At 72.2% G+C, this 23,123-nt stretch carries 21 protein-coding genes; 7 read left to right on the top strand and 14 right to left on the bottom strand.

From position 1 onward, the window contains the following. Positions 1-40 precede the first annotated feature (40 nt). Positions 41-1,441 (bottom strand): amidohydrolase, encoded by a 1,401-nt coding sequence (locus tag AB0O76_RS35540; RefSeq protein WP_365500194.1) that lies wholly within the window; start codon positions 1,439-1,441, stop codon positions 41-43. A 105-nt stretch (positions 1,442-1,546) separates the two neighbouring features. Here AB0O76_RS35540 and AB0O76_RS35545 point away from each other — a divergent pair, with 105 nt between their 5' ends. Then, a complete protein-coding gene (locus AB0O76_RS35545; protein ID WP_365500197.1) occupies positions 1,547-2,506 on the top strand; it encodes an endonuclease/exonuclease/phosphatase family protein in 960 nt (319 codons plus the stop codon). A gap of 22 nt (positions 2,507-2,528) precedes the next feature. Here AB0O76_RS35545 and AB0O76_RS35550 read toward each other — a convergent pair whose 3' ends face one another. Together AB0O76_RS35550 and AB0O76_RS35555 are read right to left on the bottom strand one after the other, a co-directional pair. Then, the gene (locus AB0O76_RS35550) at positions 2,529-2,753 is read right to left on the bottom strand and encodes a hypothetical protein (RefSeq protein ID WP_365500200.1); all 225 of its coding nucleotides are present in this window, start codon (positions 2,751-2,753) and stop codon (positions 2,529-2,531) included. Positions 2,754-2,775: 22 nt separating this feature from the next. Further along, positions 2,776-3,846, bottom strand: coding sequence for a phosphatidylinositol-specific phospholipase C domain-containing protein (locus tag AB0O76_RS35555; RefSeq protein ID WP_365500203.1), 1,071 nt, complete (start codon positions 3,844-3,846; stop codon positions 2,776-2,778). Positions 3,847-4,057: 211 nt separating this feature from the next. Here AB0O76_RS35555 and AB0O76_RS35560 point away from each other — a divergent pair, with 211 nt between their 5' ends. Next, entirely contained in the window at positions 4,058-4,552 is a 495-nt protein-coding gene (locus AB0O76_RS35560; protein ID WP_365500206.1) for a DUF3574 domain-containing protein, read from the top strand. A gap of 53 nt (positions 4,553-4,605) precedes the next feature. Here AB0O76_RS35560 and AB0O76_RS35565 read toward each other — a convergent pair whose 3' ends face one another. Both AB0O76_RS35565 and AB0O76_RS35570 read right to left on the bottom strand, forming a co-directional pair. Continuing rightward, positions 4,606-6,381 carry an FUSC family protein gene (locus AB0O76_RS35565; protein WP_365500300.1) on the bottom strand — a complete coding sequence of 592 codons (1,776 nt, stop codon included), beginning with the start codon at positions 6,379-6,381 and terminating at the stop codon, positions 4,606-4,608. Positions 6,382-6,825: 444 nt separating this feature from the next. Continuing rightward, positions 6,826-7,248, bottom strand: coding sequence for a hypothetical protein (locus AB0O76_RS35570; protein ID WP_365500209.1), 423 nt, complete (start codon positions 7,246-7,248; stop codon positions 6,826-6,828). Positions 7,249-7,366: 118 nt separating this feature from the next. On the opposite strand from AB0O76_RS35570, the gene AB0O76_RS35575 reads away from it, so the two are divergent. Further along, positions 7,367-7,990: a DUF4291 domain-containing protein gene (locus AB0O76_RS35575; RefSeq protein WP_365500212.1), complete on the top strand. Its 624-nt coding sequence runs from the start codon at positions 7,367-7,369 to the stop codon at positions 7,988-7,990. Positions 7,991-8,002: 12 nt separating this feature from the next. Here the strand turns inward: AB0O76_RS35575 and AB0O76_RS35580 are convergent, their stop codons facing one another. The 4 genes from AB0O76_RS35580 to AB0O76_RS35595 all read right to left on the bottom strand — a co-directional run bounded on the left by AB0O76_RS35580 (position 8,003) and on the right by AB0O76_RS35595 (position 13,377). After that, positions 8,003-8,572, bottom strand: coding sequence for a DUF4073 domain-containing protein (locus AB0O76_RS35580; protein WP_365500215.1), 570 nt, complete (start codon positions 8,570-8,572; stop codon positions 8,003-8,005). Positions 8,573-8,617: 45 nt separating this feature from the next. Continuing rightward, entirely contained in the window at positions 8,618-9,991 is a 1,374-nt protein-coding gene (locus AB0O76_RS35585) for an SWIM zinc finger family protein (RefSeq protein WP_365500218.1), read from the bottom strand. Beyond that, a complete protein-coding gene (locus tag AB0O76_RS35590; protein WP_365500221.1) occupies positions 9,988-10,173 on the bottom strand; it encodes a hypothetical protein in 186 nt (61 codons plus the stop codon). The genes AB0O76_RS35585 and AB0O76_RS35590 overlap by 4 nt, the downstream gene beginning before the upstream one ends. A 294-nt stretch (positions 10,174-10,467) precedes the next feature. Next, on the bottom strand, positions 10,468-13,377 hold the full coding sequence (locus tag AB0O76_RS35595) for a DEAD/DEAH box helicase (RefSeq protein ID WP_365500303.1): 2,910 nt from the start codon (positions 13,375-13,377) through the stop codon (positions 10,468-10,470). A gap of 286 nt (positions 13,378-13,663) precedes the next feature. On the opposite strand from AB0O76_RS35595, the gene AB0O76_RS35600 reads away from it, so the two are divergent. The 3 genes from AB0O76_RS35600 to AB0O76_RS35610 are packed head-to-tail and all read left to right on the top strand — an operon-like array spanning position 13,664 to position 17,031. Next, positions 13,664-14,653 carry a metallophosphoesterase gene (locus tag AB0O76_RS35600; RefSeq protein ID WP_365500224.1) on the top strand — a complete coding sequence of 330 codons (990 nt, stop codon included), beginning with the start codon at positions 13,664-13,666 and terminating at the stop codon, positions 14,651-14,653. Positions 14,654-14,662: 9 nt separating this feature from the next. Next, positions 14,663-16,036 (top strand): MFS transporter, encoded by a 1,374-nt coding sequence (locus tag AB0O76_RS35605; protein ID WP_365500226.1) that lies wholly within the window; start codon positions 14,663-14,665, stop codon positions 16,034-16,036. Further along, positions 16,033-17,031, top strand: coding sequence for a hypothetical protein (locus AB0O76_RS35610; protein WP_365500229.1), 999 nt, complete (start codon positions 16,033-16,035; stop codon positions 17,029-17,031). Before AB0O76_RS35605 ends, AB0O76_RS35610 begins: the two co-directional genes overlap by 4 nt. Before the next feature lie 20 nt (positions 17,032-17,051). Here AB0O76_RS35610 and AB0O76_RS35615 read toward each other — a convergent pair whose 3' ends face one another. After that, positions 17,052-17,888, bottom strand: a complete 837-nt coding sequence (locus AB0O76_RS35615; protein WP_365500232.1) for an alpha/beta hydrolase — start codon at positions 17,886-17,888, stop codon at positions 17,052-17,054. A gap of 112 nt (positions 17,889-18,000) precedes the next feature. Here AB0O76_RS35615 and AB0O76_RS35620 point away from each other — a divergent pair, with 112 nt between their 5' ends. Then, complete coding sequence (locus AB0O76_RS35620) at positions 18,001-18,435, top strand: RidA family protein (protein WP_365500235.1); 435 nt, start codon at positions 18,001-18,003, stop codon at positions 18,433-18,435. Positions 18,436-18,505: 70 nt separating this feature from the next. Here AB0O76_RS35620 and AB0O76_RS35625 read toward each other — a convergent pair whose 3' ends face one another. The 4 genes from AB0O76_RS35625 to AB0O76_RS35640 all read right to left on the bottom strand — a co-directional run bounded on the left by AB0O76_RS35625 (position 18,506) and on the right by AB0O76_RS35640 (position 23,080). Then, positions 18,506-19,585, bottom strand: a complete 1,080-nt coding sequence (locus AB0O76_RS35625; RefSeq protein WP_365500238.1) for a methyltransferase — start codon at positions 19,583-19,585, stop codon at positions 18,506-18,508. Continuing rightward, positions 19,582-20,619 carry a glycoside hydrolase family 6 protein gene (locus AB0O76_RS35630; protein WP_365500306.1) on the bottom strand — a complete coding sequence of 346 codons (1,038 nt, stop codon included), beginning with the start codon at positions 20,617-20,619 and terminating at the stop codon, positions 19,582-19,584. Before AB0O76_RS35630 ends, AB0O76_RS35625 begins: the two co-directional genes overlap by 4 nt. Before the next feature lie 262 nt (positions 20,620-20,881). After that, positions 20,882-21,598: an aspartate/glutamate racemase family protein gene (locus AB0O76_RS35635; RefSeq protein ID WP_365500241.1), complete on the bottom strand. Its 717-nt coding sequence runs from the start codon at positions 21,596-21,598 to the stop codon at positions 20,882-20,884. Further along, positions 21,599-23,080, bottom strand: coding sequence for an NCS1 family nucleobase:cation symporter-1 (locus AB0O76_RS35640; protein ID WP_365500244.1), 1,482 nt, complete (start codon positions 23,078-23,080; stop codon positions 21,599-21,601). Positions 23,081-23,123 lie beyond the last annotated feature (43 nt).

The following is a 23,123-nucleotide window of genomic DNA, read 5'->3' on the forward strand; positions in this document are numbered from 1 at the left end:
CTAAGTAGCCGCCTGCCGCTGCCTCTGTCGGGCCCTGCCATCAGCCCTCGTAGTCCTGGATCCGCTTGCCGTGGCTCCGGTCGATCAGGGCGGGCAGTTCGGCGCTCAACTCCCGTACGATCTCCGGCACATCGAGGGTCAGCAGTCGCCCGTCGCGCATCAGGACCCGCCCGTCGACGATCGTCGTGCGGACGTCCGCGGAGCGCGCGCTGTGCACGAGCGTGGCCGCGAGGTCGTGCACCGGCTGGGTGTGCGGTCCTGTGAGGTCGACGAGGATGATGTCGGCCCTGCGTCCCGGCGCGAGGCTGCCGATCTGTTCACCGAGGCCGACGGCCTGCGCGCTCTGCAGCGTGGCGTGGTGCAGCGCCTGACGTGCGGTCAGCCAGGACGGGTCCCGTTCCGTGGACTTCTGGACGAGCGCGGTGAGCGCCATGGACTCCCACACGTCGAGGGAGTTGTTCGACGCGGCCCCGTCCGTGGCGAGGCCGACGGGGATGCCGATCTCGCGCAGGGCCCGAACCGGCGTGGTGTCCCAGCCGAACTTGAGGTAGCCGCGCGGCGCCGACGCGACGGCGACGCGTCCTGTGGCCTGCCGAAGGACGGGCAGGTCGCGGTCGAGGATGCCGGTGCCGTGCGCGATGAGGACGTCCACGTCGAGGAGTCCGGCGCGGTGAAGGGCCTCGATGGGGGTGCGGCCGTGCCGGGCCAGGCTGTTTTCGGTCTGCTCGGCGTTCTCCGCGGCGTGCAGATGGACCATCAGGCCGTGTTCGCGGGCGAGTTCGGCGGTCGCGGCGAGGTCGGCGTCGTCGACGGTGTACGGCGCGTGCGGGGCGAGCGAGGTGGTGATGCGGCCGTCGGTGGCGCCGCGCCGCCGCAGTGCGAACTCCAGGGACGCGGCGCGGCCATCGGGCCCCTGCGAGGAGAAGAACGCCGCGCCGAGGTTGGCGCGCAGGCCGCTGTCGGCCACCGCGTCGGCGACGGCGTCCATCGCGAAGTAGTGGTCGGCGAAGCAGGTCACCCCGCCCCGGATCATCTCGGCACACGCGAGCCGCGCGCTGAGCGCGACGACCCGTTCGGTCAGGTTGGACTCGATGGGCCAGATCCAGTCGTTGAACCACTCGTGCGCCGGCAGATCCTCGGCGAGGCCGCGCAGGGCCACCATCGGGGTGTGCGTATGGCAGTTGATCAGTCCGGGCAGGGCGGCCTGACCACGGGCGTCGATGCGCTCGACGGCGGCGAGGTCCGCCACGGCGCCGGTCGTGGTGACACGGTCGATGCGGCCGTCGCGTACGACGAGGGCCGCGTCGTGGCGGAAGCGGACTTCACCGGTGGCGTCGGCGGTGGCATCACCGGTCGTGTCACCGGTGGCATCGTCGTGGACGAGGGCCGTGCAGCCCGTGATGACCAGGTCGGCGGGGCCGTGCGCGGGAGGCGGCGTCATCTCTTCAAGGTACGGGGAGTGCGCATCCCGTGCCCTGTCGCGTCGCCGGTTTCGCGAGCACGCTGACGTCAACGGACGATCCCACGCGAAAAGTTGGAGCCCGCCATGCTCCTAGGCACCTGGAACCTGGAGAACCTCTACCGGCCCGGCGGCAGGTTCGGGCCCAAGGACAAGGCCGCGTACGAGGCGAAGCTCGCCTCGCTCGCGGCGACGATCAGGGCCCTGCGGCCCAGCGTCCTCGGCGTACAGGAGGTCGGTGACCCCGAAGCCCTGCGGGATCTGGCGGGGATGCTTGGCGAGCGCTGGGAAGTGACGCTCTCCGAGCACGCGGACGACCGGGGCATCCGGGTCGGCTTCCTCAGCAACCTGCCGGTGTCCGTGGTCGCCGACGAGGACTGCTTCCCCGGGCCGATGCGCCCGGTGCAGGTCGACGACTCGGGCAGGCCGGTGGCGCGGGCGGGGCGGGGTGTCCTTGCGGTGACGGTGTCGACGCGCGCCTTCTTCTTCGAGGCGGCCGTCTGCCATCTGAAGTCCAAGCTCCTGTCGTATCCCGGCGGCCGCTTCAAGCCCGAGGACGAGGGCGAGCGGGCCCGCTTCGGCGCGTACGCGCTGTACCGGCGCTCGGCGGAGGCGACCGTGGTGCGCGCCCTGGCCGACCGGATGCTGCACGGCGACGGCCGCGAGCACCAGGTCGTGGTGCTCGGCGACCTGAACGACGAGGTGACGGCGGCGACGACGCAGATCCTGCTCGGCCCGCCGGGATCGGAGATCGGCACACCGGGCTTCGACAAGCCGGACAAGGGCGACGCGCGGCGGCTGTGGAACGTGGCCCCGCTCATCCCGGCCGAACAGCGCTACTCCCGCATCCACGCCGGGCGCCGCGAGCTCATCGACCACGTCCTGGTGAGCAAGAGCCTGCTCGACCTGGTCACGACGGCGGGCACCGGCGTACCGGGGGCCGCCGCGACCGCACTGCCCTCGATCGGCGACGACGAGGATCCGGCGGCGCGCAGGGACGCGCCGGGGTCGGACCACGCGCCGGTCTGGATACGGATCGAGCGCTGAGGCTGTCCGCCCGATACTGGGGCTACGCGGCGCCGGAGGTGGCCAACTCCTGGCGCCGCCAGGCCTCTTCGGGGCCGCGCAGTTCGGCGCCGAGGATGCTGTCGCCGATGAAGCCGTGGAGCGCCGCGCCTACCAGGACCGTCCCGTACGCCACGCGTACGTACTGACGCCCGCGGGCCAGGAGTTGTACGGCACCGTCCTGACCCTCATGCGGCCGGCCGGCACCGGGTACGGCGTTGGTGCACACGGTGCCGGCGGAGGGCTGAGCCTCAGCCTCGCGGAAGCACCGTCGAGAGCACACCCGGCAGCGGATACCAGTCGGACGAGACGATGCTGGCGTGGCCCCGCGCGAGCAGCGCGACCCGCTCCCCGGCCTGCACCTCGGTCGGATTGACGGCATCGATGGCCGGGGCGACGTTGTGGGCGTCGGACATGACGACGAGATAGCGCCGGTCGGCGTACCACCGCGTGTCGATGCTCCCGCCCGCGTACGCGGAGGCGTCCCCGTCGAACAGCACGAACCAGGGCCTGATCGCCGCGTCCGCATATCGAGCGCGCGGATCGCCCGCCTCCGCGCCGAGCACGGCGGGGAACGCCGCGGCCTCGCCGATACGCCCCGCGCCGGCCAGGTCGCGCAGATGACCCGCGTACTCACGGTCGGTCCACAGGGTGTCCGCCGGGTTGCCCTGCTCGACGGTGCCGGGGATGAGTTCGACGATGAACTTGCCCGCCAGCGCGCTCCGTTGGGGCCATCCGTCGCTGCGTACGGCATCGTCGAGGGTGGCGTGGCCGCCGACGAGCTCGCCGGGGCGGTAGACGGCATCGCCCAGCTTGCTCTTGAGCAGGGCGTCGAGATCGGCGGGCCCGCGCCCGTTCTTCGCCTGGAAGCCGTCCTTCAGCTCGGCCTTCAGGAGGATCGGCCGGTGTCCCGGGTGGGCGTCGTGCCAGCTCTTCATGTCCGCGAGGCAGCCGGCGAGGCTCTGGTTGCGTGCCTTGGTGCGCAGTTCGGCCGGGCTCGCGGCGTTCTCGCAGTTGTTGTCGTTGCCGACCGGGTTGCTGTGCGAGACCCGCCAGCCGCTGCCGAACACATTGGTCCATACGTCGAGTTCGAGCATTCCCGCGCCGGAGTCGAGCGCGTCGGCGAAGTAGGGGTACTTCGCCTTCTCGTACGCGTTGTGGACGCCGACGCCGGTGGTGGACGAGTACGGCGAGCCGGGCGCCGGATCGTCGGCGCGGGCGGCTTGGGCGGCTTGGGCGGTACCACCGGTGACTCCGAATGCGAGGGCGCCCGCCGCCGCGACCACCAACGCGAGTCCCGCCCCGCTCCTCCGTGCCGTCATGCCCACCGTCCTCCGCCGACGCTCCGGTCAAGTCATCGGAAACCTAAGGGAGTTGAGTGTCCATTGGGAAGACGGCGGCTTACGGGACATATCCGGGAGGGGAGAGATATTCAGCCGCAGTGTCGACGGGCGCGGGCGGAAAGCGTTACCGGTCCGCTACTGTCTGCCACCGTCATTGATCTACGACTCCGCAGAAAGGGAACACGCCGCCATGCCGCTCACCCTCTCCCGTATCTCCCGCACCCGTCTCGCGGTGACCGCCGCAGCGACGGCCGTCCTCGCGGTCGGCGCCCCCGCCGCGTACGCGTCGCTGGACGGATCCGGCACGCACACCCGGACAGCGAAGACGGCAAGCACGGCGACGGTGGCCCGCGGCGACGCCTACACCGAGACCCGGCTCTTCTTCGGCACGGAACGCCCCGACGGCGGCCCCGACGTGACCGACGAGCAGTTCATGGCGTTCATCGACGACGAGGTGACGCCGTCGTTCCCCGACGGTCTGACCGTGCAGGACGGCCGCGGCCAGTGGCGGGACTCGAACGGCAAGATCGAGCGGGAGCGTTCGTACGAGCTGATCCTGCTGTATCCGACGAGCGAGGCGCGCAAGCGTGACCCGCAGATCGAGGAGATCCGGTCGGACTACGAGAAGCAGTACGCGCAGGATTCGGTGGCCCGCCTCGACGACCGGACCCGCGTGGACTTCTGACGGCGGAGCGGCGGTCGCTCCGGGGGCGGTCGCGTTTCAGGCCACGGTCGCGCTCAGGCCACAGTCTCGAGCTCGAGCCCGAGCTCGGCGAGAAGCGCATCGATCCACTCCTCGTGCCGCTTCGGCAGGCGCCCGGTGTCGTCGACGTGCACCGCGCAGGCCGTCGTGGTGTCGACGAGGCGCTCCAGGGCGGCCGCCACCTTCTCCGAGCCGGCGGAGTGCCGTGCCAGGGCGGGGAGTTCGGCGGCCGCCAGGTCGATCGCGGCGCGGGCCTCGGCCAGGTTCCGATAGGCCTCGCGCCGCAGGGCCCAGCGGTCGGCACGGTCACGGGCGCCTGCGCGTACTCCTGCGCCTTGTTCGACACCGCGCAGAACATGCCGCAGATACGCGTGCGCCGACTCGCAGGCGGTGGCGAGCCCGGCCTGTACGCGGCCGCCTCGCCGCACCGGCCACGGCAGATGCCCGACGAGCAGGACGATCCCGCAGGCGAGCAGCGTCTCCCCGATCCGCCCCCAGGAGGCCTGCGGCTCGCCGCCCACCATGACGAGCGAGAGCACGAGCACCGTCACGACGGCGGTCTGCGCGGCGAAGTGCCGGGTGGCGACGGGAATCAGGGCGCCGCACACCGCGACCACGGCGACGAGCCCGGCGGGTTCCGGCAGCAGGGCGGCGAGCCCCGCGAACAGCAGGGCGCCCAGGACGGTGCCGAGCGCACGGCACAGCACACGGGACGCCAGCGGCCCCAGATCGGGCTTGACCAGGAAGACGGCGGTGGCGGGCAGCCAGTACCAGTGCACGTGGTGCAGGCCCTGCGCGACGGCGGCGCTCACCCCGAGGCAGAGCGCGACACGAACGCCGTACTCGCGCCCGCCGGGACCCACTGCCGTGCGCAGTACGTCGACGGGGGCGCGCCCCGGTGTACGCGGCGGCTCGGCGGTGCCGCGGTCGAAGACGTCGGCGGCGTGCAGCAGGGCGTCGTCGAGAGCGCGGAGCCCGGCGTCGGAGCGGGCGGGCGCGGGCAACGGACCGCAGATGAGGCCGTCACGGACGGCCACGGCAAGACGCCGCACCCCCTCCCCCGTACGCGCGGGCAGCGGCTCGCCGGCCCAGGCGAGCGCGGTCGCGGCCTCGCCGAGCGGCAGCGCGGCGAGGTACTGCGCGTGCAGCCGTCGCTCGGCGGCTCGACGCGGCCGCCGCAGCCGGGGTCCCGAGAGGGCGTCCTGCGCCTGGTCGAGAGCGGCGGTGAGGGCGGCGCGGCGGGCGGGTGCGTGCGGGGTTCCGGCGGCGGCGAGGAGCGCGGCGACGGCTTCGTACACGGCGGCGACGGCGATCCGCTCGCCGCCGAACCGGTGGGCCCCGCCCCCGGGCGACGGAAGGGCGAGCCGCAGCACGACGAGCCACCCCGCCCCGGCGAGGAAGAACAGCGCCTGCTGCCACCCGGGTTCGGGCAGCGGCATCCCGGCCCCGATGGCGGCCGCGACGAGCAGTTGCGTACCACCGGCGGATGCGACGGGCCCCACCGCGCTGAAGGCACCGGCGAGCAGCCCGAGCCCTCCGAAAAGCAAGGGCAGCAACCAGCCCTCACCGCCCCACGCACCGACGTACGACCCGAAGAGGAGCCCACCCGCCCCGGCGAACGCGGGCACCCCCAACCGCCGCACGGCGGCCCGGCGACCCCCCGCCCGGTCATTGATCCCGGCCAGCATGGCCCCGAGCGCGGCCACCACTCCGACGGAGGGCCGCCCGGCGACCACGGCGACGAGAAGCAACGGCCCCGCGGCGAGCGCACCGCGCAGCACGGCGTACCACGGAACGGGACCGCGCTGCATACGGAAGGCATGCCCGAGCCAGGGCGGAAGGGCGACTGCGCGCGGGGTCGTCGTCACGTGACTCACCGGGCCGGTCTCCTGTCGTCATCGGAACGTGTGTGAGTTGCCGTGGGACGACGTCGGCCTGGGCTTGCTCGCTCGCTCCTGATCAACGGTAGGCCCCGTTCTTGGAGAGAAAGGGACGTACGCGTTTCCGTGATGTGACGCTTCGATGTGATGCTGCGGTGTGATCACTGAGGAGAGGGACGCAGGCGGGCACGGGGACGACGGCGACCGGGAGGGCGCCGAATCCGACGACGGCTGGCCCGACGTGCCGGGCGAGACCGCCCTGACGATCAAGGTCCCCGAGGCGGACCCCTTGGGGGTGTGGCAGGACCGCAAGGCATACCGCCTGGGCCGTGCCCAGCCCCTGTTCCACCGGTCCGAGCCGCTGCCCGCTACCGGCTACCCGTTCCGCACCTCCCCGATCGACCCGCTCTGGATCACTATTCCGCCGTGCACATTCCCGCTGAGGTTGTTGTACACATCACCGCGCCGCTCGCCCTCGGGGCCGCCGGGCGTCAACTCTTCAAGAAGAGAACGCAGTTCGGCAGCCGCCGCCGGATCCGCGCGCAGGGTGCGGCGCATGCGGCCACGCCATTCGGCCAGCACGTCGGCCTCGGCCTCGGCATCCGAGCTGTCCCGCGCGGCGGCCAACTCGGCACGCGCCTCCTCCAGCTCCCCGGCGACGACGTCCTCATCCCCCGCACGCCCCCGCGAGAAGAAACCGGCGACCCGGTCCCGCACCTGGCCCCAGCCGTCGGTCACCATCCCCTGCACGAGCGCCGTCGCCCCCGCCGCCGCCAACGCGGTCAACTCAGCGTCCACCAGGCCCCCTCGTCCCATAATGCGCGTCACCACGCATCCCGATTCCGTGCTCCACGGTAACGCCCGCCACCGACAATTCGCTGGCGGACAAGGGACGCCCGGCCTCAGGCTTGCGACCATGAACGGCACCGACGACACCACCACCGCACCCCCGAGCCACCAGATCCGCGCCTTGCACACGGAATCGACGGTCACCGTCTACCAGGCGTACGCACCCGGGCTCGGCGAGGCAGCGGCGCGCACCGGCCGGTTCCCCTCCTCCTGGAAGCGGGACCGCATGACGTGGATCAAGCCGTCCTTCCTCTGGATGATGTACCGCTGCGGCTGGGCCACCAAGGAGGACCAACAGACCGTCCTGGCCGTCGAGATCACCCGCGAGGGCTTCGAATGGGCCCTGCGCCACGCCTGCCTCTCGCACTACGCGCACGGGGTCCACGCCGACGCCGCCGCCTGGAAGCGCGACTTGAAGCAGGCGCCGACCCGAGTCCAGTGGGACCCGGAACGCGACCTCCACCTGAACCCGCTCCCGCACCGCTCCCTCCAGCTCGGCCTGGCGGGCGACGCGGCGCGGCGGTACGCGGACGAGTGGACGGTGTCGATCACTGACGTCACCGAACTGGCCCACAGCGTCCACGCTCTCGTACGCGAGAACGATCTGACCGCCGCGGGACGCCTGCTGCCCCTCGAACGGCCCTACCCGGCGGCCGCCGGTCTGCTCGACCACCTGACCGCCAGGGCGTAACGCGCGCCGCCGTCAGACGGCCAACGTACGGATCAGCTTGTTGGCCTTGAAGTCGCGGGATTCGACGGTGAGTTTGCCGTCGCTCCCGAGGAGTACGCGTAGACCCTGCGACTCCGCGCCCGAGCCCGGCTTCTCGCCGCCGTTGCCGTCGGGGCCGTACATGGTCTGGATGAAGCCGGTGTTGACGACGGCGAAGCCCTTCGGGTCGCCGCCCTCGACGATCTTCTTCGCCGCCCAGTCCGAGCGGTTGAGGTCCCAGTGGGTGTGCCCGGAGAAGAAGACGACGTTCGGGTGCGCGCCGAGGATCGTGAGCAGGACGGCTTCGTCGACGAAGTCCTGATCGTAGAAACGGGCGGCGTCCGGCCCCGTCGTCCCGGACACCGATCCGGGCAGGACGTGGTGGCTGAAGATCAGTACGTAGGGTTTGTCCGCGTGGGACTTGAGGGCGCTGTCCAGCCAGGAGAGCTGGGAGGAACCGAGCGTCACGAAGGGCGGGTTGGTGCCGTTCACCGCCGGTGCGGTGGTGCCGATGAAGAGCAGCGGGAGTTCGCCCGCCGTCGTCTGGGAGTAGACGTCCGGCATGCCTGTGTAGTCGAGGAAACGCTTGACCTGGGTGTCGAAGGGGTCCTAGGTCTCTAGCACCCCCGTCACCGCCCCCACCGGATCCACATCCGCCTCGCCCTCCGGCCACCAGTCGTCCCGCCCCGGCTCGCTTCGGTACGGGTACCAGCGGCCGTCCCTCCCGTAGCGGAGTTGGAGGGAGCCGGAGGCGTTGGTGAGGTGGTTGCGGTGGATTGTCATGCGGGGGAGGTCTGCCGTGATGAGGGCGCCTCGGGCTCGGTCGAAGGGGCCCGCCGGGGGGTCCCAGGGGGATTCCAGTACGGACAGGCCCTCCTCCGCGCCCTGGCGCCAGGCCGCCGCCGCGCGGGAGAGGTCGGTGGGGGTGTGGCCCACCGCCCTTGCCAGTTCGGCGAATTGGCGGCTGAAGCTGCGGCGTCCTGTGAGGCCGGGGTGTGATGCGGCCAGGCGTACCGCGTCGTGCCAGGGGTCAGCCGCCGCGAAGGGGTCCGCGCCTGTGGTGAGGAAGGCGTGGGCTCGGGCCGCTGTGTCCGTTGCCAGGAACTCCAGGGATGTGGAGTCGGGGGCGCCGGGGAGTGAGGGGAGGAGCGGGGGTTCGCCCGGGTGGGCGGGGGCGGCGAGCGGGGGTGGGAGCGGGGGGCGGTAGTCCGTGGCGAAGGCCTCCCGGGCCAGGGTGCCGGGGAGGTTCTCGGGGCCGGTGTCGGACTCGGCGGAATCGGATTCCTCGCGGGCCGCCGCCCGCGCGTTGCGCTGCGCCAGTTCGTCCAGGAGCGCCGCCTCGTCCCCGCCGCGCAGGAGGAGAAGTACGAAGGGGTCCGCGTCCAGGAGTCTGGCCGTCTGGTAGGTCAGGGCCGCGGCGTGCTTGCAGGGGCGGCCGTGGTCCGGGCAGCTGCAGGACGGGACCAAGTCACCGGGGCCGGGGAGGAGTTGGACATCAGCTTGTTCCGCCGCGGCCGCCAGCGCGTGCGGCATGTCCTTGTCCAGGAGCGCGGCGATGTGCGCGGGTTCCGTGGCCACCGCGTCCAGGAAGGTGTCCCAGTCCTCCGGGGTGAGGGTGCGCATGCGGATCTCGGCGCGGTAGGGGCGCGGGCGACTGCCGTGTACGTACGCCACGATGCGGCCCGGCGCGACGGTGATCGTGTCGACGTGGCCCTCACGGGCGTAGGCACGGCCACAGGCCAGGCGACCCGCGTCCAGCGATGTGCCCTCCAGGGCGGCGATCCAGGCGTTGCCCCACCAGGAGGTCGCGAACGGGGCCTGGGGGTCGGGGTGTTGAGGGAGCGACGGGAAGACGCGGCCGTTGCCGCCGGTGCGGGTGGAGGCGGTGCGGGTGCCTCCACCCGTGCGGGTGGCGGAGGCCCGCGTCTCGCCCGGGCGGGAGGCGGAGGCCGACGTGTCACCCAGGCGGGAGGAGGCCCTCACGTCGCCCGCGCGGGTGGCGGCCCTCGCATCACCCGAGCGCTCGGCAGCCGCACCCGCACCCGCACCCGCACCCGCACCCGCACCCGCATGATCCGAGCGAGCGGCAGCAGACCGCACGATCCCTGCACGGGCAGCATCCCGCGCTCCACCAGCCGCCGCCCCCGCACCACCCGAACGACCACCAGCCGACCGCACGATCCCCGCACGGGCAGCGGCCCGCGCTCCCCCCGCACCGCCTGCGTCCCCACACGCGTCAGCCCCCGCGCCCCCACGATCGGCCCCGGCGCCAGGACGCTCCTCAGCCACGCCCTCGCCCGCGCGGGCGGCGGCCCTCGCATCACCCGAGCTCTCGGCAGCCGCCCCCGCATCACCCAAGCGAGCGGCAGCGGACCGCACAATCCCTGCGCGGGCGGCGGCCCGCGCTCCACCGGCACCGCCCGCACCGCCTACGCCCCCGCCCCCGGCGGAGCCGCCCCTCACGCCGCCCTCCGCAACGACACCAGATCCGAAAGCTCCGCATCCGTCAGTTCCGTCAGTGCCGCCTCGCCGCCGCCCAGTACCGCGTCCGCCAACGCCTGCTTGTGGGCCAGGAGTTCGGCGATGCGGTCCTCCACCGTGCCCTCGGCGATCAGGCGGTGGACCTGGACCGGCTGGGTCTGGCCGATGCGGTAGGCGCGGTCCGTTGCCTGGTCCTCGACCGCCGGGTTCCACCAGCGGTCGTAGTGGATGACGTGGCCCGCGCGGGTCAGGTTCAGGCCCGTGCCCGCCGCCTTCAAGGAGAGGAGGAACACCGGGGCCTCGCCCGACTGGAAGCGGTCCACCATCGCCTCGCGCTGCGGCACCGGCGTACCGCCGTGCAGGAACTGGGTGCCGATGCCGCGCGAGGCGAGGTGCGATTCGAGGAGGCGGGCCATCTCTACGTACTGCGTGAAGATCAGGACCGCCCCGTCCTCGGAGAGGATCGTGTCGAGGAGTTCGTCCAGGAGTTCCAGTTTGCCCGAGCGCGAGCGGCCTGCGCGGGTCATGATCGCGGCGTCCTTCAGGTACTGCGCCGGGTGGTTGCAGATCTGCTTCAGGGCCATCAGGAGCTTCATGACCAGGCCTCGGCGTGCGATGCCCTCGGATGCCTCGATGTGGGCGAGGGTTTCGCGTACGACCGCCTCGTAGAGCGAGGCCTGTTCGCGGGTGAGGCTGACGGGGTGGTCCGTCTCCGTCTTCGGTGGCAGTTCCGGGGCGATTCCGGGGTCGGACTTCTTGCGGCGGAGAAGGAAGGGGCGGACCAGGCGGGACAGGCGGGCCATCGCCTCCTCGTTCTCGGCGGTCTCACCGCCCTCCACCAGGCGGGCGTAGCGCGCACGGAACGCCTTGAGCGGGCCGAGCAGGCCCGGTGTGGTCCAGTCGAGCAGGGCCCAGAGTTCGGAGAGGTTGTTCTCGACGGGGGTGCCGGTCAGGGCGACGCGCGCCGCCGATGGGATCGTGCGCAGCGCCTTCGCCGTCGCCGCGTGCGGGTTCTTGACGTGCTGCGCCTCGTCCGCGACCACCAACCCCCAGGGCTGGGCGGCCAGTTCGGGGGCACTCGTACGCATCGTGCCGTACGTCGTGAGGACGAAGCCGCCCGTCAGGTCGCCGTCGAGGCTGCGGCCCGTGCCGTGGAAGCGGCGCACCGGCACCCCGGGCGCGAAGCGCTCGATCTCCCGCTGCCAGTTGCCGAGCAGTGAGGCCGGGCAGATCACCAAGGTCGGCTCGGGGCGGGCGCGGTGCAGGTGGAGGGCGATCAGGGTGACCGTCTTGCCGAGGCCCATGTCGTCGGCGAGGCAGCCGCCGAGGCCGAGGGAAGTCATCCGGTCCAGCCAGGCCAGGCCCCGGAGTTGGTAGTCGCGCAGGGTCGCGGCCAGGGCGGGCGGCTGCGCAACGGGGCGCAGCTCGTCGGTCAGGCGTTCCCGCAGCCGGGCGAGGGCGCCGACCGGCACGGCATCGACCCGCTCGCCGTCCACCTCGGCCCCGCCCGTCAGCGCGACGGACAGCGCGTCCACCGGATCGAGCAGGCCCAGGTCCCGCTTGCGTGCTTTGCGTACGAGTTCGGGGTCGACCAGGACCCACTGGTCGCGGAGGCGGACGACGGGGCGGTGCGCCTCCGCGAGGACGTCCATCTCGGCCTCGGTGAGCGGATCACCGGCCCCGGCTGCTCCATCGGACCCATCGGACCCATCGGCCCCCAGCGCCAACTGCCAGCGGAATTCGAGGAGTTGCTCGGTCTTGAAGAAGTCGAAGTTGTCGGCCGCCGTGCCGGGCGCGGGGCGTACGACGGCCGTCGCCGTCAAGCCGCGCGTCAGCTCGCGGGGCCAGTGCACGGCGACGCCCGCCGCGCCGAGGCGGGCCGCGGCCGCGCCGAGCAGTTCGTACAACTCCTCCTCGCTCAGCGGCAGTACGTCCGGCAGCGGACGTTCGAGGAGCCGGGCGAGCGGCGGCCAGACGCGGGCGGCGCGGCGCACGGCGAGGAGGGTGTCGACGCGGGCGCGCGGCCCGAAGTGATCGGCCCCCGCCCAGAGTTGGGCGGCGTCCGCGACGAGCGTGGGGTCGGCGAGGCTGTGCACCTGAACCACCGCCGCGGCCGCGCCCTCGCCGCCGGCGGAGGCCTCGCCTTCGGCGGGGTCCGCCCTGTCGAACACCTCGTGCGTCCGCAGATCGAGCCGCAGCGAAACCCGCACCCCGGTGTCCATCCCGGCCGCCACCTCTGCGGCCCACTCCCGCGCGCCCGGCAGCCGCTGTGGCTCGCGCGCGGCGAAGGGCGCGCCGACCGCGTGCGCCGCGGCGGGCGTACGGGGCAGGGCGTCCACCACGGCGTCGACGAAGGCCCTGACCAGGGCGAGCGGCTCGGGCAGCAGGAGGGGCTTGCTGCCGGGGAGCGGTACGGCGTGCGCCTCGACCGGCAGCGCGGCGGCGATCGCCCGCAGCTGCGTGACGTCGGCCTCGTCAAGGGGTCCCGCCCGCCAAGCGTCGAGATCACCGCCGGTAAGACCGGGCAGCAGCCGTCCTCGCGCCGCCAGGTGCATCGCGTGCCGGGCGGCGGCGGCCCAGCAGGCGACGGCGGGGTGCGCGTACGCCCGCTCGGCGCCCAGGAGCAGCGGCAGCGCGTCCGCCACGGGCAGGATCAGCGCGGGGACGGTGCGCGTACGGACGCCCTTGCCGTGTCTGCGTACGACGGGGATCTCACCCTCGACCGCGCGGGGAAGCCACGGGTACGCACCCTGGGCCGAAGGCCCCTCGTCGACACCCCGAGCTGAAAGAGCCCCACCCGGAAGCCCCCCACCCGGCGCCCAGAAAGCAACCCGGCCCTCCCGCGGCACCTCGGCCGGCAGAAAGACAGCAGCGCAGGACCTCAGCAGCTCACGGACCCCCGGGGGCACGAGGGTGTCGTCGGCGTCCGCGGCAGCGTCCCGCACCCGCACCGCCCTCACGTTCACCGCCTCGCTCACCCTCAGCCACCCTCACGTCATTCCCGAACGCCACCCTAAGTCAGCAAGTCGACCACCTCGGGATGAACGCTGGTAGGAAACTTTCCTAACAATAGTTCGCCCCGCGTTATTGACGCGCACATGTCGTCTCGACAAGATGCCTGCGGAACGGTCCCCACACCGCTCACGGCCCCCCACGCCGATCTAGGAGACGGACATGCCGCCCACCCCCCGCGCCATGAACACCCGTACAGAGAAGGCCCGTACAAAGAAGGCCCGTTGGGCCATCCCCCTCGCCGCCGGCGCCTCGCTCGCTCTGGTCGGCGGGGTACTCCTCTGGTCCCCGGCCGACGAGGCCGACGCCGCGCCGGGCGGCAAGAGCGGCAAGAGCGGCAAGGACGCGAAGGCCGCGTTCACCGCCGTCGCCGCCGGCGACATCGCCGAACAGTGCACCGAGGGCGACAGCGGCTGCGAGCACCCCAAGACCGCCGCGCTCGTCGAGAAGCTCAACCCGTCCTTCGTGATGACGATGGGCGACAACCAGTACGACGACGCCCGGCTGCAGGACTTCGAGAAGTACTACGACACCAGCTGGGGCGCCTTCAAGGACAAGACCCGCCCGACCCCGGGCAACCACGAGACGTACGACCCGGAGGGCGCGCTCGCGGGCTACAAGTCGTACTTCGGCGACGTCGCCTACCCCAAGGGCGAGAGCTACTACAGCTACGACCAGGACAACTGGCACTTCATCGCGCTCGACTCCAACAGCTTCGACGACGACGCGCAGATCGAGTGGCTCAAGGCCGACCTCGCCGCCAACTCCAAGAAGTGCGTGGCCGCTTACTGGCACCACCCGCTCTTCTCCTCGGGCGAGCACGGCAACGACCCGGTCAGCAGGCCGATCTGGAAGCTGCTCCACGACAACAAGGCCGAGCTGGTGCTCAACGGCCACGACCACCACTACGAGCGGTTCGCCCCGCAGAACGCGGACGGCGAGGCCGACGAGAACGGCATCGTCGAGCTGCTCGGCGGCATGGGCGGCGCCAACCCGTACAAGATCGAGGAAGTGCAGCCCAACAGCGAGAAGCGGCTCACCGAGACGTTCGGCGTGGTGAAGCTGGACTTCACCGACACCGGCTTCTCCTGGGACCTCGTCGGCACGGACGGCGCGACGAAGGACAGCAGCCCGTCCTACGAGTGCCACTGAGCCGGCGGGATGTATCTGGCATCCACCGACGCGGTCGCGAAGGCCAAGGCCAAAGCCAAAACCGAAGCCAAAGCCGAAGCCGAGCCCGAAGCCGAGCCCGAAGTGGCGGACGTCGCGGCAACGGCCAAGGCCAAGCGCGGCCGCGTCGCCGGACCCGTCCTCGCCCTCGGCGCGGTCAGCCTGGTCACCGACATCTCATCCGAGATGGTCACGGCGGTCCTTCCGCTCTATTTCGTGCTCCAACTCGGCCTGTCCCCCCTCCAGTTCGGCTTCCTCGACGGTCTCTACAACGGCGTCACCGCCGTCGTACGGCTCCTCGGCGGTTACGCCGCCGACCGCGGCGGCCGGCACAAGCTCGTCGCGGGCGGCGGCTACGCCCTCTCCGCGCTGTCCCGGCTCGGCCTGCTCCTCGCGGGCGGCGCCACGGCCGGGATCGGCGCGGCGCTCGCGGCGGACCGCATCGGCAAGGGCGTACGCACCGCGCCGCGCGACGCGCTGATCTCGCTCAGCAGCCCGCCGGACGCCCTCGGCCGCGCCTTCGGCGTGCACCGCGCGATGGACACGACGGGCGCGCTGCTCGGTCCGCTCGCCGCGTTCGCGCTGCTGTGGGCCACGGCGGACGCGTACGACGCCGTGTTCGTGGTCAGCTTCTGCTTCGGGCTGCTCGGTGTGCTGATGCTGGTGGCGTTCGTACCGGGCCGCCACGACGCGTGCCTGGCAATGGCACCACCGGATCCGTCAAAGACCGAGCGGGGCAGGGTCGTTGACCTCCTGCGCGTCCGCGCGTTCCGGCGCGTCCTCGGGGCGGCGGCGCTCCTTGGCGCGGCCACCATCGGCGACGCCTTCCTGTATCTGCTGCTCCAGCGGCGGCTCGACTTCGCGGTCAGCTGGTTCCCGCTGCTGCCCCTGGGTGCCGCCGCCGTCTATCTGCTGCTCGCGGTGCCCGCGGGGCGGCTCGCCGACCGCGTGGGCCGCCGCGTCCCCTTCCTGGCCGGGCACGCCGCGCTGCTCGGCGGGTACGTCCTGCTGCTCTGCCCCACCGACGGTTGGGCCCTGCTGATCGGCGTACTGCTGCTGATCGGCATCTTCTACGCCGCCACCGACGGCGTCCTGATGGCGCTCGCCACGCCCGTGCTTCCGCAGGGGCGCAGGGCGAGCGGCATGGCGGTGCTCCAGACGGGCCAGGCCCTCGCCCGTCTGGTCGCCGCGGCGGGCTTCGGCGCGGCGTGGACGCTGTGGGGCATCGGCCCCGCGCTGACCTGCGCGGTGCTCGCCCTCACGGTGGCGCTCGCCGGGGCGGCGCTGCTGCTCCCGCGCGCCGAGCGTCCGATCGTCCGCACCGAAATCCCCGAAATCCCCGAAGTCCCCGAAGGGCAGGCATGACCGCGCCTCCACGCTCCCTCCGCGCCCGGATCGTCGCCGTGTCGGTGGCGGCGGCCGTCCTCGCCACGGTCGCCGTCGCCTACACGCTGCACGCCGCCGGGCGCGCCCAACCGGCCGCGGCCTCATCGGAGTTCGCCCTCGACACCGGGCAGCTGTACTTCCGCAGCTCGGAGGCGGGTGCGGGCCGCGTCGCCCGCACCGCCATGCCGTCGGGCAAGGGCCCGCGCACCACCGGCGGCCCCTCCTGCGAGCGCTTCTACGCCGCCGGGGGCACCGCCGTGTGCCTGCAGCGCCGCTCGGGCATCCCGCCCAAGTCGTACGCCCTGGTCCTGGACGACAGGCTCAAGGAGAAGCGCCGTATCGCGCTCACCGGAATCCCCAACCGGGCCCGGGTCTCGGCATCGGGCCGGATGCTGTCGTGGACGATGTTCGCGACCGGCGACTCCTACGCGGGCTCGTCCTTCTCCACCCGAACATCGATCCTGGACACCCGCAGCGGCTATCTCATCAAGAACATGGAGGAGATCCCCCTCACCCTGGACGGCCGGCGCTACCACTCCCCCGACGTCAACTACTGGGGCGTCACCTTCGCCGAGGACGACAACCGCTTCTACGCGACCGTCTCGACGAAGGGCAAGACGTACCTCGTCCAGGGCGACATGAAGAAGTGGGCGGCGCGCACCCTGCGCACCAACGTCGAGTGCCCGTCCCTCTCCCCCGACAACACCCGCATCGCCTTCAAGAAGCGTGTACGGAAGGGCACTTCGGACCCGTGGCGCCTGTACGTGCTCGACCTGCGGACGATGCGCGAGCGCCCGCTCGCCGAGTCCCGCAACGTCGACGACCAGGCGGCATGGCTCGACGACGACACCCTCGCGTACGCGCTGCCCGGCGAGGAGGGCCGCAAGCAGGACATCTGGACGACACGGGCGGACGGCGAAGGGAAGCCGAACCTCCTTGTCGAGGGCGGCACTTCACCGTCCGCGGTGCGCTGACCCCGCACGAGGTCGGTCCCTCACGCGAGGAACTCCGCGACGGGCGCGACGAACCCCTCCGCGTCGTCGAGCCACGGAAAGTGCCCCGCGCCCGGCCGCACGACGAACGTCGCATCCGGGAACAGCGCGGCGACTTCGGACACGGCGGACGGCGGCGCGCCGAGGTCGAACTCCCCCGCGACCACCAGGACCGGAGCCCCGAACTCGGCAAGCGCCGCGCGCGTGACGTCGGGCTCGAACGCACCCTCGGCGCCGAAGGCCTCGGTGACGGCCGGGTTCTGCTGGCCCGCCTCCGCAGCCTGATGCGCCTGCGCCGCCGCGTCCCACTTGCCGTACGAGAAGGGCGCGATGGCCTGCCAGCTGTCCGCCGTGGCGTTGCCGGACACGATGGCTTCGAGGGCCGCGAAGGCCTCCGGGAACCAGGGCTCGTCCTTGCGCAGCAGCGCGGTCTCGCGCCGGGTCGCACCGTCGATCGCGACGCCGACGGCCCTGGTGCTCGGCGTGACCAGGACGAGCCTGCCGACCCGCTCGGGGTACCGGGCCGCGTACTGGACGGCGATATTCGCGCCCGCGCTGTGCCCCAGCAGATCGATGCGGTCGAGCCCGAGGTGCTCCCGCAGGGCCTCGACGTCGTCGACCAGGCGGTCGCACCGGCAGGCGGCAAGGTCCTGCGGCAGCGCGGACTCCCCCGTGCCCCGGATGTCCAGCATGATCAATTGCCGGTGCGCGGACAGACCGCCGAGCTCACCGAGGTACACGGAGTCCTGCGGGCCGCCGGGCAGGCAGATGAGCGGCGCACCGTCGCCGTACACGTGATGGGCGAGGTCCGAGCCGTCATGCGCGGGGAAGAGAGGCATGGCGGCGATCTTTACAGCGGGCTCCGCCCACGGCAACCGAATTGCCCGCCCGCCTTCTGGCCACCCGCAATTCGGATGCGTACGACCGCCCGGCTCCCCCACGATCAGAGGCATGACCACCACCCACCGAACCGTAGTCCCCACCCTCTTTCCGCCTCCCGGATACGCCCACGCGGCCGTCGTCGAAGCAGGCGCCCGCCTCGCCTTCATGGCGGGCTCGGTGCCGCTCGACGCCGAGGGGAACCTCGTCGGGGAGGGCGACGTGCCCCGCCAGACCGCTCAGGTCATCGCCAACCTCGACGAGGCGCTGCGCGCGATCGGCAGCGATCTGTCCCAGGTGGTGGCCAGCACGGTGTACGTGGTCGGCGACGAACCCGGCGTACTGACCAAGGCGTGGGAGGTCGTCCGCGCCTCCGCCCTGCACGCGGGCCCGCACACGTCGACGCTCCTCGGCACCACGTGCCTCGGGTACCCCGGCCAGTTGGTGGAGATCACCGCCACGGCTGTCGTGCCGGAGCCATCCGCCGGGCCCGAGGCGGCCCGCTGAGCGCTCGGCGGGGAGGGCAGTTCTGAACCCGCGGGCCGGTGGGGGCTGGTCGCGCAGTTCCCCGCGCCCCTTACGGGGCCGCGGCCGACCGCGCGACGCAGTCAAGGATCACCTGGCCCAGCGGTGTCGTGTGTACGCCCGCGACGCGCAGCCCGCTGTCGGAGGCCAGGGCCGCGTACTCGTCGACGCTGCGCTCCCGGCCGCCCGCGAGGACCAGCATGCGCAGGTCCATCTCCGCGAAGGACGCCGGGTCGTCGGCCGACGTCTCGATGACGACGACCCGGCCGTGCTCCCCGGCCGCCTCCGCGCACCGGCGCAGGACGGCCCGGGCCTGCGTGTCGCCCCAGTCGTGCACCACTCCGCTGAGGATGTACACGTCCGAACCGGCGGGCAGCGGGTCGAAGAAGCTCTGCCCGACGATCTCGCACCGGTCCGTGAGACCGCGCGCGGCGAGGAACTCCCGGCCCCGCTCGGCGGTCTCCGGGAGGTCGAGCAGGGTGGCCCGCAGGCCCGGGTGGGTTTCGAGCACCTCGGCGAGCAGCGCGCCGACTCCGCCGCCGACATCGGTCACGTGCCGGGCCGTGGACCAGTCGTGGCCTCGGGCCGCGTCCGCCACGAAAGCCGCGCCGGACGACATGGTGGCGTCGAAGGAGGCCGCCATGTCCGGATGCGCCGCCAGATAGGGCCAGAACGGGGCGCCGAAGACCTGCTCCCAGGCGGGCTCGCCGGTGCGGACGGTGTGCATCAGGCCGGTGAACGCCAAGTCCATCGTGCCGCCGAATCCATCGAGGTCGAGCCAGCGCCGCAGCTGTGCCGGATGACCGGAACGCAGCAGCTCCGCGGTGCCGTTGAGCCCGAAGCGCCCGGGCTCAGGCTCGGTGAAGACGCCGTGGCACACCAGGTGCCGGAGCATCCGGCCGAGCGCGTCCTGATCGGTCCCCGAGCGCCGGGCGAGGTCGTCGGTCCGCCCGGAGCCGTCGGCGATCAGGTCGGCGATGCCCAGCGTGGCGGCCGTCCGCAGAGCCATGGGGGTGATCAGGTCCATCAGCGGCCCGATGGTCCGCCAGGCCCGCAGTGCGCTGTCGCCCTCGTTCTCCGGGTTCTGCGGGTCCTCCAAGTCCTGCGGGTCCTGCGGGGCCGTCCCTGTCATGGTCGTCTCCCTTTGTCCGCGGACGGCGGAGGGCTCAGCGGAGAGCTCGGCGGAGAGCTCGGCGGAGCGCTCAGCGGAGAGCTCGGCGGAGCACTCGGCGGAGCGCTCAGCTCCAGCGCCCTGCTCGCGAGGCCCAGAGCGTACTGCGGCCACCACTGCCCGGCGCGCGGGCCGCCCCGGCATGTTCCGTCGGACTCACCGGGGCGCTTGATCCACAGATAGGCGTCGAGCGCGGGGTCGCCGGTGCGGGTGGTGGGCGGGGTGCCGAGGGCGCGTCCCGGCGGGTTGCACCAGGTCAATCCGTGACCGGTGTAGGGGCCGTTGCCGTTGCGGCTGCTGTCGACGACGAAGTGCTTGGCGCCGCCGATGCGGTCCGCGAGGCGATGTCCGTACTCCGAACTGACCGTGTCGGTCTGGTAGTTGGACACGTTGAGCGCGAAGCCGTCGGCCTTGGCGATCCCGGACTGCCGCAGCGGGGTGACCAGGCGCTCCTCGTCGGGGATCCAGTCGGTGTTGCCCGCGTCGAGGTACACCTTGGTGTTCGGGCGGGCCTTGAGGCGGTCGACGGCGTGCGCGAGCAGTGCGTACCGCTCCTCGGCGTCGGCCATCTCGCAGCCCGCCACCTCCTGCGCGACGGCATCCGGTTCGACGACGACGTACGCGGCACGGTCGCCGATGGCCGCCGCGAACTCCTCGATCCACAGCCGGTACTCCATCGCGCTCGCCGCGCCACCCCCGGAGTAGTCGCCGCAGTCGCGGTGCGGAATGTAGTACGCGACGAGTACGGGGACGCGCCCCGCGGCGGCCGCCACCTCCGTGACCGCGCGGACCCTTTTCCCCGGCCGCTCGTCGGCCAGCCACACGGCCTGGGCGCGGCCGCCGATGCGGTCCATGAGCAGTGCTTCGGAGGTGTGGCCCTGGCGTCGCCACTCGGCCGCCTGAAGGGCGGCGGCGCTGTCCGGTTCGACCCAGAAGGCGGTGTCCTGCGGCGCGGCCCCGGACACACCGGGAGCACCGGAAGTCCCGGAAGTCACAGAAGCCCCGGGCGCCCCAGCGCAGCCGCTCGCCGCCGCGCCAAGGAGCAGCGCTGCGGCCAGGAGCCCGGAGCGGACGGTACGGCGAAGGGCGGCGCGGGGACGGGGCCTGGCCCCGTCGGACCGGACGGTCGGCTGCGACACCGGGCACCTCCAGTTGCTCGGCGCCGGACCTTCCCGGCGCATTGCACGGAGTCTGGAGTCGTCCGGCCCGCGCGGGGCGCCGTCCCCCGCCGGTCGTACGACAGATCGTTCCCTAATATCACTCCGACGGCGGCGCCCAAGTGCGCCTCTTCGGCAGGGGTTTGGCGTACCCGCCGATCCGGCTGGTGGTCAGGCCGAGCCCGACGAGCGACTCGGCGAGCTTCACGGCGGCGGCGACCCCGTCGACCACGGGCATGTCGAGGGCGGCGCCGACCTTCTCCTGCAGCCCGGTCATCCCGGCGCAGCCGAGCACCAGGACCTCGGCCCCCGCGTCGCGCGCCCGCCCGGCGGCACCGAGGAAGGCGCGCAGGGTGGCCTCCTCGTCCCCCAGGTCGAGGACGCCGAGCCCGGTGCCGACGACGGCCGCGCAGTTCTGCGCGACGCCCGCCGCGTGCAGGCTGTCCTCGATCTGGCCACGGGCCCGGTCGAGCGTGGTGACGACGCCGTACCGCCGCCCGAGCAGACAGGCCAGATGGGCGGCGGCCTCGGTGATGTCGACGACGGGCACGTCGAGCAGCTCCCGGGCGCCCTCGCGTCCGTGCTCGCCGAACCCGGCCATGACCACGGCGTCGTACGCATCGTCGTACGCACGCAGGGTGTCGAGGACGGCGGCCGCCGAGAGATGGCTGTCGAGCCACCCCTCGGCGGACTCGGGGCCCCAGGCGGGGGTGAGCCCGGTGATCGTGGTGCCCGGGGCGGCCGCGTCCCGGGCACCGCGCACGATCTCCTCGGTCATCGACCGCGTCGTGTTGCAGTTGGTGACGACAATGCGCACTTAGCCCTCCACCGCGGGCTCGGCGGCCTCCACTGGCTGGGCGGTCCGCTCCGAGCGGCACAGCGCGCCGTACAGCAGCGCGGCCGTGGCCGTACCGATGAACCAGGAGTACGGGGCCACGTAGTCGAAGAACGGCACCAGCGCACACACGGCCGCGAAGCCCGCCGTCGGCAGGAAGGCCGCGAGCGCCTTGGGGTTGACACCCTTCTTGTAGTAGTACGGCGATCCCGGCTCGGCCTTGAAGAGCGCCTCGGTGTCGATGCGTCCGCGCTTCACCCAGAAGTAGTCGACGGCGATGATGCCGAACAGCGGCCCGAGGAAGGCGCCGAGACCACCGAGGAAGTAGTTCACGACGGTCGGGTTGGAGTACAGGTTCCACGGCGTGACGAGGAGCGCGGCGACCGTGGAGATGAGTCCGCCGATCTTGAAGGTGATCTTCTGCGGCCAGACATTGGCCAGGTCGTACGCGGGCGAGACGAAGTTGGCGACGATGTTCACGCCCATCGTGGCGACGGCGAAGGTGAGCGCCCCGAAGATCAGCACCCAGGTGTTGCCGATCTCGGCGACCAGCTCGGCGGGGTCGGTGATGGCCTTCCCGAAGACCTCGAGGCTGCCCGCGGTGACGATGACGGAGAGGATCACGAAGGCGGTCGAATTGATGGGAAGGCCCCAGAAGTTGCCGCGCTTGACGGTGCGGTAGTCGGGGGCGAAGCGCGAGAAGTCGCAGAAGTTCAGCATCAGCGTGCCGTAGGTGGCGAGGATGAGCCCGATGGCGCCGAACCACTGCCGCACCTGCTCACCGGTGGAGACCGGGTTCGGGGTGCTGGTGAGCGAGATGGTCCAGCCGGCCTTCCAGAGGATCCACACGGCGAGGGCGATCATCACGACCCAGATGGCGGGCCCGCAGAAGTCCTGGAACTTCCGTACGGACTCCATGCCCTGGGTCATGATCAGCCCCTGCACCAGCCAGAGGGCGACGAAGGAACACCAGCCGAGCGCGTGAAGGCCGAGGAAGGAGCCCTCGGTCCACGACTCCAGGCCCGGGAAGGCGGCGACGAGCATCACATTGACCGCGATGGAGGCCAGATAGGTCTGGATTCCGTACCACATGATGGCGATCACGGCCCGGATCAGGGCGGGGATGTTGGCGCCCCAGACACCGAAGCTGATGCGGCTGACCACGGGGAACGGCACGCCGTGGCGCTGGCCGATGCGTCCCATCATGTTCATTCCGACGTAGATCAGCACGAAGCCGACGAGCAGCGAGGTGAAAATCTGCCAGACGTTGAGCCCGAGCACCAACAGGCCTGCGGCGAAGGTGTAGTTGCCGAGGTTGTGGACGTCGGACATCCACAGCGCGAAGAGGTCGAAGACCTTCCACTTGCGCTCGGCGGTGGGGGCGAGGTCTTCGTTGGTGAGGCGGGGATCGGGCACGAAGTCGGTCGCGGCGCCGGGGGCGTCGGCGCGCTGGGTGAGGGACACGGGGCCTCCTGCGAAGGGGACGGAGGTGCGGCACCTTTGGTAT

The organism is Streptomyces sp. NPDC086554, assembly GCF_040686095.1.
GTDB lineage: Bacteria > Actinomycetota > Actinomycetes > Streptomycetales > Streptomycetaceae > Streptomyces.

Bases quoted from the DNA above. Each gene is read 5' to 3' on its own strand.
- AB0O76_RS35555 (WP_365500203.1), bottom strand. From the start codon at position 3,846: ATGACGGCACGGAGGAGCGGGGCGGGACTCGCGTTGGTGGTCGCGGCG.
- AB0O76_RS35560 (WP_365500206.1), top strand. From the start codon at position 4,058: ATGCCGCTCACCCTCTCCCGTATCTCCCGCACCCGTCTCGCGGTGACC.
- AB0O76_RS35625 (WP_365500238.1), bottom strand. From the start codon at position 19,585: ATGACAGGGACGGCCCCGCAGGACCCGCAGGACTTGGAGGACCCGCAG.
- AB0O76_RS35615 (WP_365500232.1), bottom strand. From the start codon at position 17,888: ATGCCTCTCTTCCCCGCGCATGACGGCTCGGACCTCGCCCATCACGTG.
- AB0O76_RS35575 (WP_365500212.1), top strand. From the start codon at position 7,367: ATGAACGGCACCGACGACACCACCACCGCACCCCCGAGCCACCAGATC.
- AB0O76_RS35540 (WP_365500194.1), bottom strand. From the start codon at position 1,441: ATGACGCCGCCTCCCGCGCACGGCCCCGCCGACCTGGTCATCACGGGC.
- AB0O76_RS35610 (WP_365500229.1), top strand. From the start codon at position 16,033: ATGACCGCGCCTCCACGCTCCCTCCGCGCCCGGATCGTCGCCGTGTCG.
- AB0O76_RS35580 (WP_365500215.1), bottom strand. From the start codon at position 8,572: ATGCCGGACGTCTACTCCCAGACGACGGCGGGCGAACTCCCGCTGCTC.
- AB0O76_RS35600 (WP_365500224.1), top strand. From the start codon at position 13,664: ATGCCGCCCACCCCCCGCGCCATGAACACCCGTACAGAGAAGGCCCGT.
- AB0O76_RS35620 (WP_365500235.1), top strand. From the start codon at position 18,001: ATGACCACCACCCACCGAACCGTAGTCCCCACCCTCTTTCCGCCTCCC.
- AB0O76_RS35605 (WP_365500226.1), top strand. From the start codon at position 14,663: ATGTATCTGGCATCCACCGACGCGGTCGCGAAGGCCAAGGCCAAAGCC.
- AB0O76_RS35565 (WP_365500300.1), bottom strand. From the start codon at position 6,381: ATGCAGCGCGGTCCCGTTCCGTGGTACGCCGTGCTGCGCGGTGCGCTC.
- AB0O76_RS35545 (WP_365500197.1), top strand. From the start codon at position 1,547: ATGCTCCTAGGCACCTGGAACCTGGAGAACCTCTACCGGCCCGGCGGC.